This window comes from Sulfitobacter delicatus (assembly GCF_900102535.1).
Lineage (GTDB): Bacteria > Pseudomonadota > Alphaproteobacteria > Rhodobacterales > Rhodobacteraceae > Sulfitobacter > Sulfitobacter delicatus.
The window spans coordinates 95,681-109,834 of sequence record NZ_FNBP01000004.1; the positions used below are offsets into that span (position 1 = coordinate 95,681).

General features: G+C 60.9%; 14 protein-coding genes. 6 read left to right on the top strand and 8 right to left on the bottom strand.

Annotated elements, in window-relative coordinates:
• Positions 1 to 39: 39 nt before the first annotated feature.
• A complete protein-coding gene (eno, locus tag BLS57_RS08995; protein WP_093741411.1) occupies positions 40 to 1,317 on the bottom strand; it encodes a phosphopyruvate hydratase in 1,278 nt (425 codons plus the stop codon).
• A gap of 32 nt (positions 1,318 to 1,349) precedes the next feature.
• Complete coding sequence (locus BLS57_RS09000; RefSeq protein ID WP_093741413.1) at positions 1,350 to 2,252, bottom strand: DMT family transporter; 903 nt, start codon at positions 2,250 to 2,252, stop codon at positions 1,350 to 1,352.
• Between the two features lie 171 nt (positions 2,253 to 2,423).
• On the opposite strand from BLS57_RS09000, the gene BLS57_RS09005 reads away from it, so the two are divergent.
• Positions 2,424 to 3,440, top strand: coding sequence for an AbrB family transcriptional regulator (locus BLS57_RS09005; RefSeq protein WP_244153638.1), 1,017 nt, complete (start codon positions 2,424 to 2,426; stop codon positions 3,438 to 3,440).
• 9 nt (positions 3,441 to 3,449) lie between these two features.
• On the opposite strand, the gene BLS57_RS09010 is transcribed toward BLS57_RS09005, so the two are convergent.
• Entirely contained in the window at positions 3,450 to 4,148 is a 699-nt protein-coding gene (locus BLS57_RS09010) for an NYN domain-containing protein (RefSeq protein ID WP_093741417.1), read from the bottom strand.
• Complete coding sequence (locus BLS57_RS09015; RefSeq protein ID WP_093741419.1) at positions 4,145 to 4,564, bottom strand: Fur family transcriptional regulator; 420 nt, start codon at positions 4,562 to 4,564, stop codon at positions 4,145 to 4,147. The genes BLS57_RS09010 and BLS57_RS09015 overlap by 4 nt, the downstream gene beginning before the upstream one ends.
• A 347-nt stretch (positions 4,565 to 4,911) precedes the next feature.
• Here BLS57_RS09015 and BLS57_RS09020 point away from each other — a divergent pair, with 347 nt between their 5' ends.
• Positions 4,912 to 6,201, top strand: a complete 1,290-nt coding sequence (locus BLS57_RS09020) for a DEAD/DEAH box helicase (protein ID WP_093741421.1) — start codon at positions 4,912 to 4,914, stop codon at positions 6,199 to 6,201.
• Positions 6,202 to 6,293: 92 nt separating this feature from the next.
• Positions 6,294 to 7,181: a DMT family transporter gene (locus tag BLS57_RS09025; protein WP_093741916.1), complete on the top strand. Its 888-nt coding sequence runs from the start codon at positions 6,294 to 6,296 to the stop codon at positions 7,179 to 7,181.
• On the opposite strand, the gene BLS57_RS09030 is transcribed toward BLS57_RS09025, so the two are convergent.
• The 4 genes from BLS57_RS09030 to mazG form a co-directional block, all read right to left on the bottom strand.
• A complete protein-coding gene (locus BLS57_RS09030; RefSeq protein ID WP_093741423.1) occupies positions 7,182 to 8,591 on the bottom strand; it encodes a protein adenylyltransferase SelO in 1,410 nt (469 codons plus the stop codon).
• Positions 8,591 to 9,040 (bottom strand): GNAT family N-acetyltransferase, encoded by a 450-nt coding sequence (locus BLS57_RS09035; RefSeq protein WP_093741427.1) that lies wholly within the window; start codon positions 9,038 to 9,040, stop codon positions 8,591 to 8,593. The genes BLS57_RS09030 and BLS57_RS09035 overlap by 1 nt, the downstream gene beginning before the upstream one ends.
• Positions 9,037 to 9,978: a nucleoside hydrolase gene (locus tag BLS57_RS09040; RefSeq protein WP_093741429.1), complete on the bottom strand. Its 942-nt coding sequence runs from the start codon at positions 9,976 to 9,978 to the stop codon at positions 9,037 to 9,039. The genes BLS57_RS09035 and BLS57_RS09040 overlap by 4 nt, the downstream gene beginning before the upstream one ends.
• Before the next feature lie 78 nt (positions 9,979 to 10,056).
• Positions 10,057 to 10,881 (bottom strand): nucleoside triphosphate pyrophosphohydrolase, encoded by an 825-nt coding sequence (mazG, locus tag BLS57_RS09045; protein ID WP_093741431.1) that lies wholly within the window; start codon positions 10,879 to 10,881, stop codon positions 10,057 to 10,059.
• A 64-nt stretch (positions 10,882 to 10,945) separates the two neighbouring features.
• Between mazG and BLS57_RS09050 the strand changes: the two genes are divergently transcribed.
• The 3 genes from BLS57_RS09050 to speB (BLS57_RS09060) are packed head-to-tail and all read left to right on the top strand — an operon-like array spanning position 10,946 to position 14,024.
• Positions 10,946 to 12,115: a M20 aminoacylase family protein gene (locus tag BLS57_RS09050; protein ID WP_093741433.1), complete on the top strand. Its 1,170-nt coding sequence runs from the start codon at positions 10,946 to 10,948 to the stop codon at positions 12,113 to 12,115.
• Positions 12,115 to 13,080 carry an agmatinase gene (gene speB, locus BLS57_RS09055; protein WP_093741435.1) on the top strand — a complete coding sequence of 322 codons (966 nt, stop codon included), beginning with the start codon at positions 12,115 to 12,117 and terminating at the stop codon, positions 13,078 to 13,080. The genes BLS57_RS09050 and speB (BLS57_RS09055) overlap by 1 nt, the downstream gene beginning before the upstream one ends.
• Complete coding sequence (gene speB / locus BLS57_RS09060; RefSeq protein WP_093741436.1) at positions 13,077 to 14,024, top strand: agmatinase; 948 nt, start codon at positions 13,077 to 13,079, stop codon at positions 14,022 to 14,024. Before speB (BLS57_RS09055) ends, speB (BLS57_RS09060) begins: the two co-directional genes overlap by 4 nt.
• Positions 14,025 to 14,154 lie beyond the last annotated feature (130 nt).

Here is a 14,154-nt window from a genome sequence, read left to right on the forward strand (position 1 = left end):
GTTGCACCGCCCCTTTGTTCAATCTCAACGTCCTCGGGTTTAATCCCGCAGGATCGAACGACCCGCGTATTGTGCGGTCTCGCCCAGCATTTCTTCAATACGGATCAACTGGTTGTACTTTGCCAGTCTGTCGGACCGTGCCAGCGAACCGGTTTTGATCTGGCCACAGTTGGTTGCTACGGCGAGGTCTGCAATCGTCGCGTCCTCCGTCTCGCCCGAGCGGTGGGACATCACGTTGGTATAACCCGCGCGGTGGGCCATATCGACGGCTTTCAGCGTTTCGGTCAGGGTGCCGATCTGGTTAACCTTCACCAGCATGGAGTTCGCACAGCCGCGCTTGATGCCGTCGGCCAGACGCGCGGGGTTGGTCACGAACAGATCGTCGCCCACCAACTGCACCTTGTCGCCGAGCAGTTCGGTCAGTGCTTTCCAGCCGTCCCAATCGTCCTCGGCCATGCCGTCTTCGATAGAGATGATCGGGTAATCGCCCACGAGCGCTGCGAGGTAGTCGGCGTTCTCGGCGCTCGACAGGGTTTTGCCTTCGCCCGAGAGGACGTATTTGCCGTCTTTGAAGTATTCGGTCGCGGCGCAGTCAAGCGCAAGGTAGATGTCTTCGCCCGGATTGTAGCCTGCTTTTTCGATTGACTTCAGGATGAAATCAAGCGCGTCGCGGGTAGAGTTGATGTTGGGGGCAAAGCCGCCTTCATCACCGATCCCGGTGGACAGGCCTGCGTCGGACAGTTCTTTCTTTAGCGTGTGAAATACCTCGGCCCCCATGCGCACGGCTTCGCGGATGTTGTCCGCAGCGACCGGCATGATCATGAATTCCTGAATGTCGATCGGGTTGTCGGCATGCTCACCGCCATTGATGATATTCATCATCGGCACAGGCAGAACACGAGCGGTGGTGCCGCCAACGTAGCGGTAAAGCGGCTGCGCGCAGTAGTCGGCGGCGGCTTTGGCGGCGGCCATCGACACGCCCAAGATCGCGTTGGCGCCCAAGCGGGATTTATTCTCAGTGCCGTCGATCTCGATCATCATCTCGTCGATCTCGACCTGCTCGGTGGCCTCGACCCCGACCAGCGCTTCGGCGATCTCGCCGTTGACTGCGGCACAGGCTTCCAAGACGCCCTTGCCCATGTAACGGGACTTGTCACCATCGCGGCGTTCGTTCGCTTCATAGGCGCCAGTCGACGCACCCGATGGCACAGCAGCGCGGCCCATCGTGCCGTCTTCGAGGATGACGTCGACTTCGACCGTCGGGTTGCCCCGGCTGTCGAGGATTTCGCGGGCGTGGATGTCGATGATCGTGCTCATGGCAATGTCCTCATGTTCGGATTTGCTGCGGTTTACCCCGGGAGGCCCGGCTTGGAAAGGCCGCGGCGGGGGCGGGGGGTGATTTTGCGCTCGCGCCAGAGGGTATAGACGCCCGAGGCGATGATGATCGCAGCCCCGATCAAGGTCAGACTGTCGGGAGATTCGTCAAAGACCATGATCCCGACAACCAGCGCAAACAGCATGCGAGTGTAGCGGAAGGGGGTGACGAAACTGACTTCGCCTACCCGCATTGCCGCGACGATGGCGTAATAGGCCAGCACGCCAATCACCATCGCCCCGGCGAGATAGATCGTCTCGGCACCGCCCGGCATGACCAATGGTGTGCCGGTAGCGAGCACCAGCAACGAGCCTGCCGGGACGAGCACGATGAAGGCCAGAAAGCTCAACTGCATGGAACTGATGCTTTTGGGCACTTTGCGCGTCGCCAGATCGCGTAGGGCCAGACCGATGACACCTGCAACGGCAAAGAGCGACAGGGCGTTGAACCCTTCCAATCCGGGCCGCACGATGAGCAAAACGCCGAAAAAACCGACGATGATCGCGCTCCACCGGCGCCAGCCGACCGGCTCCCCCAGAAACAAAGCCGCGCCGAGGGTGACCGCAAGGGGCGTGGCCTGCAAAATGGCGGAGGCCGAAGACAGCGGTGTCAGCACCACAGCCGTCACGAAACATAACGTGCCCAGCACCTCACCTACAGCACGCAGCAGGATCGGCGCGGTCAGCATGTCGGCGGAAAACAAACGTCGCCCCTGAACCCGCAGGATTACCGCAAAGATCGCGCCGCCGCCCGCGCCCAAGAGCGCGATAATCTGCCCCACGGGCAGGGCGTCGCTGGTCAGCTTGATGAACATATCCTCAATGGCAAATCCTGCCATCGCCAGCACCATCAGCATCGCGCCGCGTAGGTTGTCCATCTTTCCGTCCTTTCGCCTTAAACTTACGTCTCGGCCATGACCCTTTTGCCGGTAAAGGGCAAGAGGCCAAAATACGCGCCATGCGTGTGGCCTCTGGCGCCCTTCGCGGCCAAGTGCTAGCCCTATGGCATGAGATGGCCCGAGTTCCCCCACAACCCGCGCGAAACGCTGATGACCCTGGCCGTAGGCGGTGTAGGCGCATTGGTCTTCTGGTGGCTGAACGCGCCTGTCTATATGCTGCTGGGGCCCGTGATCGCGGTGAGCGTGCTGGGGCTGGGCGGGGTGCGCACCTCAGTTGATCCACGGCTGCGCGATGCGTGTTTCGTGGTACTTGGTATCGCCGTGGGCGCAGGGTTCAACCATGATGCGGTGAATGCCATGGTCCGCTGGCCACTTGCGTTTGTTTTTATGACGGGGGTGATCTGGGGGATCATGGCGGTCTGTCGCTGGATGCTCTCGCGCCATTTCGGTTTCGACGCGCGCTCGGCGCTGCTGGCCTCCGCGCCGGGGCATCTGAGTTTTGTCATGGCCATTGCCAGTGACGGCGGCTCTGACGTGGCGCGTATCTCAATCACCCAATCCGTGCGGTTGCTGGCCCTGACCATCGTTGTGCCTTTTGCCGCCTTGGCGATGGGGGTGGATATGACGGGTAATATCGCGCCCCCCGGCGCGGGTATGGGCGTCCTGTCCATCGTGCTATTGGTGGCGGGTGCCGTGGTGGTGGGCTTGATCTTCAGCAAGCTATCCGTGCCCGCGCCGCTGTTGATGGGGGCGATGGTGGTCTCCGCCATCGCGCATCTTACGCAACTGGAGACCGGCGTTTTGCCCGGTTGGCTGACGCTGATTGCCTATCTGGTGCTAGGCAGCCTCATCGGGACACGGTTCTCTGGAATGACGCCAGCGCGTTTTGCCAGCGGTCTTGGCGCAGGGCTCGCGATCACCGGGGTGGCCATGGGTCTTGCAGGCTTGGGCGCGGTCCCGGTTGCTTGGGCTCTGGGCATGCCGCTGGGGCATGTGCTGGTGGCCTTCGCCCCCGGAGGGTTAGAAACGATGATTGCGCTCGGTGCGGTGCTGGCGGTGGTGCCGGGGTTTGTGGCTGCCTGCCATATCATGCGGCTGGTGGTTCTCAGTGTCTTGCTCCCCGCAATGCTGGCGCGGCTAAACCGGCAGGAGAAGCCAGCCGAGTAGGGCGGCGGGTCAGGACTTGAGCCGTACCATCAGTCGGTTGCCCGTCTTGCGCGTTTCCAACGCTTTGAGGTCGGCCGCAAGCGCACTCAGCTTGCCATGGCCATAAGTCCGGCTGTCAAAATCCGGATGCGCCGCCTGAATGGTCTGACCAATCTGGCCGAGGTTGTACCACTCGTCTTCGGTGTCGATCTTGTCCATCGCCGCTTTGAACAGGGGCAGGGCGTCGCCCACTTTGGCACTGGCTTTGGCCGGGGTGTCGGGCTCGGCGCCGACGAGGTTCTCGATCAGGATAAAGCGGTTATAGACGTTGCGCAGGGAATCATGCGTCTTCTTCTCGCCAATGCCAATGACGGTCACACCGTCTTCGCGCAGACGATTGACCAGCGCGGTAAAATCGCTGTCAGAGGAAACGATCACGATGATGTCAAAGCGGCGGCTGTGCAGGATGTCCATGGCCTGAATGACGAGACCGATGTCGCTCGCATTCTTGCCGCGGGTATTGGCCGTCTCCTGATGCGCCACCAGACCCAACTCTCGGATCGGGGCCTTCCAGCCTTTCAGGTGATCGTTCGACCAGTCGCCATAGACCCTCCGCAGGGCGGGCTCGCCGATCGTCGTGACCTCGCGCATGATCGCCTCTGCATGCTTCGCCGGTACATTATCCGCATCGATCAATACGGCCAGCAGCGGGCGATCTCGGTCACTCATGTCTTGTCCTTCTTCAACGGTACGCCATAGAGCTCCATCCGGTGCCCCCGCAGTTCATAACCCAGCTTGCGGGCGATCCGTTCCTGCAATTCTTCGATCTCTGCATCGACAAATTCGATCACCGCGCCTGAGTTCATATCAATCAGGTGGTCGTGATGCTCGCGCTCCGCATCTTCATAGCGTGCCCGTCCGTCGCCGAACTCCAGCTTATCGAGAATGCCCGCCTCCTCAAAAAGCTTGACCGTCCGATAGACCGTGGCAATTGAAATGCCGTCATCAATCGCACTGGCGCGGGCGAGCAGTTCTTCTGCATCGGGGTGATCGTCGCTGTTTTGGATCACCTGCGCGATGATCCGGCGCTGGCCGGTCATGCGCAGGCCCATGGCCTCGCAGCGTTTGATGATCGGGTTGCGCATTGTCTTGCCCTTCGTCCGTCGGACCCCGTTCCTAACATTCTAGCGCACCGACGCGCCACAGCAATTGAGGACCAGTGGTTGACTTTCCCCAGCAAAGCGCCCATCTGGGGTCCGAGCGAAGTCTTCTGCCGCGTGAGCAGTATCAGCGCCAAGTCCCATAGGGGGCCACTGGATGCTGACGACAAGGCCCGCCGGTGTTCCCAAAATCACGCGTGGGGCCAAGCGCAACAGACGGGTGTGTGGCATGTGGCCAACGCCCGCGATCTGGCTTGCGCGACCCCGTGGCGCCCCTGAATGGGCGCGGCGACTAAGGATGGCGCGCATCTCGCGTGCCGGAAAGTGAACGAATGAGCGATTTTGACATGATGGGCCTGCCGAAGAAACTGGTGGCCCGGTTGAATGAAATGGGTCTGAAAGACCCGACCCCGATCCAACGCCAAGCAATTCCGCAAGCGATGAATGGCCGCGACGTGATGGGCCTTGCCCAGACCGGCACCGGCAAAACGGCGGCCTTTGGTGTGCCGCTGATCGCACAGATGATGGAGCTTGAAGGCCGTCCCGCACCGCGTTCCGTGCGCGGGCTGGTGCTGGCCCCGACCCGCGAATTGGCGCAACAGATCGCCGTGAACCTGCGCGGCTATGCCGAAGGCACGCCGATCAAGGTGGCCATGGTTGTCGGTGGCCAGTCGATCAACACCCAGATCAAACGTCTGGAACGTGGTGTCGATCTGCTGATCGCGACACCGGGCCGCTTGCTGGACCTGCTTGACCGTCGCGCGGTCAAGCTCGACACGGCGACCTTCCTCGTGCTGGACGAAGCCGACCAGATGCTCGACATGGGTTTCATCCATGACCTGCGCAAGATCTCGAACCTGATCCCGAAAGAGCGTCAGACGATGCTGTTCTCGGCGACCATGCCCAAGCTGATGAATGAGATCGCCAACAGCTATCTCAACAGTCCGATCCGCATCGAAGTCTCGCCTCCGGGCAAGGCAGCGGACAAGGTGACGCAAGAGGTCCACTTCATCGCCAAGGCGGAAAAGACCGAACTGCTGAAAGAACTGCTGGCCAAGCACAAAGGCGAGCGCGCACTGGTCTTTGGCCGCACCAAGCACGGTTCTGAAAAGTTGATGAAGACGCTGGTGAAAGCCGGATTTGACGCGGCCTCGATCCACGGCAACAAAAGCCAAGGTCAGCGTGACCGGGCGATTGCGGGCTTCAAAGGCGGCGAGATCACCGTGCTGGTAGCCACCGATGTAGCGGCGCGTGGCTTGGACATTCCGGATGTGAAACACGTCTATAACTTCGACCTGCCGAATGTGCCCGACAACTATGTCCACCGCATTGGCCGGACTGCACGCGCAGGCAAAGACGGCGCTGCCGTGGCCTTCTGTGCGCCGGACGAAATGGGCGAGTTGAAAGCAATCCAAAAGACCATGGGCATTTCGATCCCCGTGGCCTCGGGCCGCCCGTGGGAAGTGATCGAAGAGCCGAAGCCTAAGGGCCGTGGTCGTGGTCGCGGCGGTCGCCCGGGTGGCGGTGGTCGTCCCGGCGGCGGTGGCGGCGAAGGTGCTGCCAAGCCGAGCGGCGGTCGCCGTCGGCGGCGCGGTGGCGGCGGCGGCAAGCAAGCGGCCTAAGCCGATACCTGCTTAATAAACGACAAAATGGCGCGCTGCGGAAAACCGTGGCGCGCCATTGACTTATCAGGGTGGTCGGCGTTTCTGACATGATGGAACGCAAATCTCATATCGATACGTTCGGCACAGTCGCCCTAGTGCTATTTGCGGTTAATTTTGGCTTCAATCAGGTGGTCATCAAGGTCACCAGCGACGGGTTTAATCCGGTTTTTCAGGCCGGACTTCGTTCAGCAGGCGCGGTCCTTGTTCTCTTCCTCTGGATGCGTCTGCGTGGGATTTCCATCTCCTTGCCACGTGCAGCCATACCAGGCGGCCTTGCTGCTGGCCTGTTCTTTACCGTCGAGTTCATCTGCGTCTTTCTCGCGCTCGACCTTACGACGGTCAGTCGCGCTTCCATTATGCTCTACTCCATGCCGGTCTGGCTCGGGCTGCTGGCGCATCTTTTAATTCCTGGCGAACGGATGAGCGGGCTACGCTTGCTGGGCATGGCGCTGGCGATGGGCGGCGTTGCTCTGGCGCTGAGCGATTCATCTTCCGAAGGAGCGCGATGGACTGGGGATTTGCTGGCCTTGCTGGCGGCCTTTTGCTGGGCGGGGATCGCGCTTTGCGTCCGCATCACGCCGCTGTCAAAGGTGCCTCCCGCACAGCAGTTGATGATGCAGCTCGTCATCTCTGCGCCCATCCTGCTGCTGCTTGCGCCACTGTTCGGTCCCCTGTTGCGTAGTGTCGAGCTGATCCATCTGATCGGACTGACCTATCAGATACTGGCCATCGCGACCTTTGGCTTCCTCGCATGGTTCTGGCTGCTGACAGTCTATCCTGCGGCTTCCGTCGCGTCCTTTAGCTTTCTTTCGCCAATTTTCGCGGTCTTGCTGGGCTGGCTGATCCTCTCCGAAGAGATCGCCCTGAATGTCTGGATCGCGCTATTGCTGGTGGCGGCGGGGATCTATTTGATTAACCGCAAACCACGGCTAGGCTGATCACGTGCCGCAGAAGGTCGCCGGGACGATTTCATCTTCGGTCGGCGGACGCTGCAACTCCGGATCGGTTTCTGCAAAGGGCGTCGCCAGGGCTGCCGTCAAACGCTCGAACGGGGCCATGTCGCCCTCAACGGCTGCTTCGATCATCTGCTCGATGCGGTGGTTGCGGGGGATCACCGCAGGGTTTGCACTTTGCATATTTGCAAACGGGTCGGGCTCATTATCAATCCGGAGGCGCCATATCCGCGCCCAAGCATCGTAGGCCTCGCGATTTGCAAACTGATCGCGCGCATCGTCTTTGCAAAGCGCCCGGAAGGTGTTTGCAAAATCAGCACCATCACTTTGCATAAGGCCCAGGAGTTCATTGATCAGGTCGACATCTTCGGGCTTGGGTGAAGATATTCCGATTTTCGCAGTAAAGCGACGCAGCCATGCGGCTTCCAGCAAGTCGGGCATGCCGTGTACAATCTCGGTGGCCTCTTCGACAGCGGCCTCTTTGTCATCCATCTGCTGCAAGAGTGAGGTCGCCAGCTGGGCCATGTTCCACACCGCGATCTGCGGCTGGTTGCCATAGGCATAGCGACCCTGACGGTCAATCGAGCTAAAAACGCGACCTTGGTGAAAAGCGTCCATAAAGGCGCAGGGGCCGTAGTCGATCGTCTCGCCCGAGATGCTGCAATTGTCGGTGTTCATCACGCCGTGAATAAACCCAAAGGACATCCACTGGGCTATCAGCTCCGCCTGCGCGGCACAGACCGCACGCAGCAGGTCGAGCGGACCGTCGGCGTCGGGGTAATGGCGTGCAATCGCATAATCGGTGAGGGCTTTTAGGTTCTCAGTCTCACCCCGATGGGCAAAGACCTGAAAGGTGCCAACGCGAAGATGGCTCTGTGCCACGCGGGTAACGATGCCACCGGGCAGGGGTCCTGTCTCCCGCAGGACCGGCTCACCTGTGCTGACCGCGGCCAAGGCGCGGGTGGTGGGCACACCGAGGGCATGCATGGCTTCGCTGATCACATACTCGCGCAGCACTGGGCCAAGCCAAGCGCGGCCGTCGCCCATCCGGGAATAGGGTGTCGGACCGGAGCCTTTAAGCTGGATATCGCGGCGCACGCCATCACGGCCGACCACCTCACCCAGAAGGATCGCGCGCCCATCGCCCAGTTGCGGGTTGAAATTGCCAAACTGGTGCCCGGCATAGAGCTGGGCCAGAGGCGCCGCGCCGGAAGGCACTTGGTTGCCACCAAAGATCTGCGCCAGCTCGTCTTGATCATCCCCTTCGATCCCCAGCAAAGCCGCCAGATCCGCATTCCACGCCAGCAACTTCGGGTCTTTCACCGGGGTCGGGTCAAGCCGCCCATAAAAGGCGTCAGGTAGGGTGGCATAGCTGTTGTCGAAGGGAATTTTCATCACAGGGTCCGCGACATGAGCATGTAGTTCTCGCGGCTACGAAACCCTGCACGTTGGTAGAGTTTCAGCGCCGCCGTATTCTCGCGGTCGACTTCGAGGTGAACCGCGCGCAGCCCACCTTGGGCCAAGGCACGGGGCAGGGCGATCATCGCCTCGGTCGCGATCCCGCGTTTGCGTACGCCGGGGCGGACATAGATTTCATCGATCATCGCGTCCAGCCCGCCAAACTCCACAGACCAACCAAAGCAAATCACCACGTAGCCGATAGGCGCACGCGGCGGGCCGATCAGATAGGCCGCGCCATGCGGGATGCCTTCGAGCAGCGGGGCCAGACCAGTACGGCGCTGCTCGTCTGTCATCTCAATCCCCGCTTCGGCGTGAAAGGCTTCCACCAGCCCCACCAGCTTGTCGAGATGCTCCGGCGCGCCGAGGGTTAGATGAGCGCTCATAGGCGGGCCAGCCTTTCGGTAAGCAGGGTAAAGAAGCCGTCAGCATCAAGATCGCCGACGAAAAGCGCGTTGGGCGCGCGGTCGGTCACACGCCACCAATCGGCAACGGTCATGCCCATGGTGAGGTCAGACTGGGTTTCGATTTCCACATTGATATGACGCCCCGAGAAGAGGTCGGGGTTGATCAAGTAGGCAGTAACGCAAGGGTCGTGCAGCGGTGCGCCTTCGGAGCCGTATTTCTCTTTGTCGAAACGCTCGAAGAAGTCGGTCATTTCGGCCACCGCGATGCCAACTGGTGTCCCAAGCGCGCGGAAAGCATCATTGCGCGGTTTGGTCACCAGCGCCTTATGGGTCACATCAAGCGGCATCACCACGATCGGGATGCCGGATTTGAACACGATATCAGCCGCTTCCGGATCAACGAAGATGTTGAACTCGGCGGTAGGGGTGATGTTGCCCCCCTCAAAGTAGCCGCCGCCCATGAGTACGATTTCTTGAACCTTCTCCGCAATGTCCGGCGCCTTCTGGAAGGCGGTCGCGATATTGGTCAGCGGACCGAGCGGGCAAAGCGTGACACTGCCCGCGGGATGTGCGCGGACCTGCTCGATAATGAAGTCAACGGCATGGCCTTCGGCCAGCGGCATGGTCGGGTCGGGCAGGTTGGGGCCATCAAGGCCGGTCTTGCCGTGCACATGCTCCGCCGTCACCAAGTCGCGCCCCAGCGGACGGTCGCAGCCGGAGAAGACCTTGATCTCAGGCTGCCCGGCCAATTCACAGACGATCCGGGCGTTTTTCGATGTCAGATCCAGCGGCACATTGCCCGCGACACAAGTGATCCCCAGCACCTCGATCTCTTCCGGGCTGGCCAGGGCCAGCAGAATAGCCACGGCATCGTCTTGCCCGGGGTCTGTGTCGATAATGATCTTGCGCGGGGTCATGGGGTGTTCTTTCGTCAATTTCCTTGCGCCAGAGCCTTGCCGGAGGGGGCGGTGTTTGTCCAGCGATCAGCCCCGAGATTAGCCGCGTTCCGCCGCTTTGACCGCGTTCCAGAGGGCGTCCATTTCGGCAAGGTCGCTGTCTTGCGGGGTTTTGCCCTGCGCTGCCAGCCGCGCCTCAATGCCTTCAAACCGCCGGGTGAATTTGGCATTGGCGCGGCGCAAGGCGGCTTCGGGGTCGAGCCCCAAGTGGCGCCCGAGATTGGCCATAACAAACAGCAGATCACCGTATTCTTCCTCGACCTTATCGGGGGTCAGTTCGTCCCGGGCTTCGACCAATTCCGCGGCTTCTTCCGTAATTTTATCGAGCACTTGTGTCGTTTCCGGCCAGTCAAACCCAACCCGTGCCGCACGTTTCTGCAACTTCAACGCCCGTAAGAGCGCGGGCAGGCCGATGGCGACCCCGTCCAGAGTGCCGCCCTGCGCCTTGCCTGCGCGTTCAGCGGCCTTGATCGCCTCCCAATCCTTCGTCTGCTGCGCGGCGCTCTTGTCGCGGGATTCATCGCCAAACACATGCGGATGCCGAGCGACCATCTTGTCACTGATATTGCGCACCACGGATTGAAAGGTGAAATGCCCCGCTTCTTCGCCCATCGCCGTGTGATAGACTGATTGCAGCAACAGATCGCCCAACTCGCCCTCCAACTCCGCCCAATCGCGCCGGGCGATGGCATCGGCGACTTCGTAAGCCTCTTCAATGGTATAGGGCGCGATGCTGTCGAAATCTTGCTCGATATCCCACGGGCATCCCGTGTCCGGATCGCGCAGGCGGCGCATGATCTCCAAGAGCCGTTCAATCCCGGCGTCGGAATCGTGAATGAGATCGGCTTTCGTGTTGTCCGGCATTGCAGGCTCCGCATGTCTGGTGTCAGATGCACCCTGACCAAATGAGCCCCAAGGAGTCCAGCCCATGCCCGTGGTTAACCGTATCGCCGCTTTTGCCGAGGACATGACCGCTTGGCGCCGGCATTTGCATACGATCCCGGAATTGGGCGTGGAATGTCATGACACCGCGGCCTTTGTGGCCGAACGGCTGCGCGAATTTGGGGTGGATGAGCTGCATGAGGGATTTGCGACAACCGGTCTCGTCGCCATCATCAACGGGCAAGGAGAAGGCCAAACTATCGGCCTGCGCGCCGATATGGACGCGCTGCCCATTCATGAGGCGACGGGTAAGGAATATGAGAGCACCCGGATCGGCAAAATGCACGCCTGCGGGCATGACGGGCATACGACGATGCTGCTCGGCGCGGCGCGTTACCTTGCGGAGACGCGGAATTTCGCAGGCCGTGTAGCGCTGATCTTTCAACCGGCTGAAGAAACAGGTGGCGGGGCCGAGGTGATGGTCGAAGAAGGCATCATGGATCGGTTCGACATTAGCGAGGTCTATGCGCTGCACAATGCGCCGGGCTTTGACGAGGGCGCGTTCTTCACCACGCCGGGGCCGATCATGGCCGCGGTGGATACCTTTCACATTTACATCAACGGCAAGGGCGGCCACGGCGCGATGCCACATGAGACCCGCGATCCGATCATGGCGGCTTGCGGCATGGCGCAGGCGATCCAGACCATCGTCAGCCGCAATCATGTTGCGACCGAAGACCTCGTCGTCTCGGTCACGCAAATCCACACCGGATCGGCCGATAATGTGATCCCCGAAACCGCCTATATCAACGGCACCGTGCGCAGCTTCACCTCTGAAGTGCGCGCCATGGTCAAACGCCGGATGCAGCAGATCGTGGACGGGCAGGCGGCGAGCTACGACGTCGGCGTCGAACTGGTCTATGACGAGGGCTATCCGCCGACGATCAACGATGCGGCCAAGACAGACTTTGCCGTCGCAGTGGCGCAGGACGTGGTGGGCGAGGCCCAGGTGCATCCCGACTATGGCCGCGAGATGGGGGCGGAAGATTTTAGCTATATGCTCGAAAAACGCCCCGGCTCCTACCTGTTCCTCGGCGCGGGCGACGGTGCGGGGCTGCACCACCCGGAGTATGACTTCAACGACGAGATCGCCCCCTTGGGCGCATCCTTTTTCGCCCGTATCGTTGAGCGGGCACAGCCAGCAGGAGGCAAGTAATGGCACTGGAAGACGCGGCCAAACAGATGGATATGGCCTTTACCCGCGAGGACCTCAAAGGGCCGAGCTATGAGTTGACCTTTGGCGGGGCGACATCTTTCCTGCGACGTAAATACACAAAAGACCTGACCGGCGTGGACATCGCCGTCACCGGCGTGCCTTTCGATCAGGCCGTCACCAACCGCCCCGGCACGCGCCTTGGTCCTCGAGCCATCCGCGAAGCCAGCGCGTTGCAAGCGCCCGATGCGCCCTATGGTTGGGATTTCGATGTGCTGAGCGAGTTTGCCATCGCAGACTACGGTGATCTGGCCTTTGATTATGGCCATGTCAGCCAGTTCCCCGCGGCCCTGACCGCCCATATCAAAACGATCCTCGACGCAGGCGCGGCCTCGGTCGTGCTGGGCGGGGACCACTATATCTCCTTCCCGATCCTCAAAGCCTATGCCGAAAAATACGGTCCTATCAGTTTGTTACAGTTCGATGCTCATACAGACACGTGGCAAGATGACGACATGGACCGGATCGACCACGGCACGATGTTCTACAAGGCAGTAAAGTCCGGCATCGTCGACCCCACGACCAGCGTGCAGGTCGGCATCCGTACCACGAACGAAGACACCATGGGCGTTAACATCATCGATGCGCGCAAGGTACATGAGCGAGGACCGCAGGCCACGGTGGCTCAGATCAAGGAAATCCTCGGGGATCGGCCCTGTTACCTGACCTTTGACATCGACGCATTGGACCCGGCCTTTGCCCCCGGCACCGGCACCCCGGTCTGGGGCGGGCTGACCTCTGCCCAAGCCTCGATCATGCTGCGCGATCTTGCCGGAATCAACATTATGGGCGGGGATGTGGTCGAGGTTTCGCCGCCCTTCGACACCACAGGGGCCACGGCCATTGCAGGCGCTCATGTGGCGACCGAGATCCTGTCTCTCTTGGGCTACCGCATGAGGACGGCATGAGCGCCAAGAACCAACCGATCAGCGGCAATGATCTGGCGCGGTTCTCGGGGCCGAACACCTATATGCGCCTGCCTGTGGCCAATGAACTCAAGGGGTTGGACGTTGCAGTTCTGGGGGTGCCGATGGATATCGGCACCTCTTGGCGCTCAGGCTGTCGCTTTGGCCCCAAGGAAGTGCGCAGCCAAAGCGCGATGATCCGGCCCTATAACCTTGCGACCGGGGCCGCGCCATTCGACGGGCTACAGGTGGCCGATATTGGCGATCTAGCGATCAATACTTTTTCGCTTTCGGATTCTTTTCGCATTATATCCGATAGTTACGACGCGATCCTAAACTACGACGCGATGCCGTTGGCGATTGGCGGGGATCACTCCATGACCCTCCCGATCCTGCGCGCAATGGCGCGGAGGCACGGGCCAGTGGCATTGATCCATGTGGATGCCCATGCGGATGTGAACGATGAGATGTTTGGCGAACGTGAAACCCATGGCACCTTCCTGCGCCGGGCCTATGAAGAAGGGCTCGTAAACCCTCAGAAAACCTACCAGATCGGGCTGCGGGGCTCCGGCTATTCGGCGGAGGATTTCAGCGAAGCCGCGGGCTGGGGCTTCCAGCAGTTCCCCGCGCATGAGCTATGGCACCGCAGCCTTGCCGACCTCGGTGCGGAAATCCGCCGGGACATTGGCGATCTGCCGGTCTATGTCACCTTCGATATCGACAGCCTCGACCCCGCTTTCGCCCCCGGCACCGGCACGCCCGAAATTGGCGGGCTGACGACGCCCCAGGCGCTGGAACTGGTCCGGAGCCTAAAAGGGGCTAATATTGTTGGCGCTGATCTGGTTGAGGTCTCGCCACCCTATGACACCTCGGGCAATACTGCGCTGACCGGGGCGAACATCCTGTTCGAACTGCTCTGCGTGCTGCCCGGCGTGACCTATCGTTGATAAAGGTTTTGAAAATGCTGTTTTGGATAATTGCCATCGCACTCGTGGCGCTGCTGGCTTATGTGCGATTGCCCCGGTTGAGGCGGCACAGTGGCACAGCGCAGCTCCGGGGGATGCTCTGGGGGAAACG

Coding starts and splice junctions, on each gene's coding strand:
- eno (WP_093741411.1), bottom strand. CDS start 1,317: ATGAGCACGATCATCGACATCCACGCCCGCGAAATCCTCGACAGCCGG.
- BLS57_RS09000 (WP_093741413.1), bottom strand. CDS start 2,252: ATGGACAACCTACGCGGCGCGATGCTGATGGTGCTGGCGATGGCAGGA.
- BLS57_RS09005 (WP_244153638.1), top strand. CDS start 2,424: ATGACCCTGGCCGTAGGCGGTGTAGGCGCATTGGTCTTCTGGTGGCTG.
- BLS57_RS09010 (WP_093741417.1), bottom strand. CDS start 4,148: ATGAGTGACCGAGATCGCCCGCTGCTGGCCGTATTGATCGATGCGGAT.
- BLS57_RS09015 (WP_093741419.1), bottom strand. CDS start 4,564: ATGCGCAACCCGATCATCAAACGCTGCGAGGCCATGGGCCTGCGCATG.
- BLS57_RS09020 (WP_093741421.1), top strand. CDS start 4,912: ATGAGCGATTTTGACATGATGGGCCTGCCGAAGAAACTGGTGGCCCGG.
- BLS57_RS09025 (WP_093741916.1), top strand. CDS start 6,294: ATGGAACGCAAATCTCATATCGATACGTTCGGCACAGTCGCCCTAGTG.
- BLS57_RS09030 (WP_093741423.1), bottom strand. CDS start 8,591: ATGAAAATTCCCTTCGACAACAGCTATGCCACCCTACCTGACGCCTTT.
- BLS57_RS09035 (WP_093741427.1), bottom strand. CDS start 9,040: ATGAGCGCTCATCTAACCCTCGGCGCGCCGGAGCATCTCGACAAGCTG.
- BLS57_RS09040 (WP_093741429.1), bottom strand. CDS start 9,978: ATGACCCCGCGCAAGATCATTATCGACACAGACCCCGGGCAAGACGAT.
- mazG (WP_093741431.1), bottom strand. CDS start 10,881: ATGCCGGACAACACGAAAGCCGATCTCATTCACGATTCCGACGCCGGG.
- BLS57_RS09050 (WP_093741433.1), top strand. CDS start 10,946: ATGCCCGTGGTTAACCGTATCGCCGCTTTTGCCGAGGACATGACCGCT.
- speB (WP_093741435.1), top strand. CDS start 12,115: ATGGCACTGGAAGACGCGGCCAAACAGATGGATATGGCCTTTACCCGC.
- speB (WP_093741436.1), top strand. CDS start 13,077: ATGAGCGCCAAGAACCAACCGATCAGCGGCAATGATCTGGCGCGGTTC.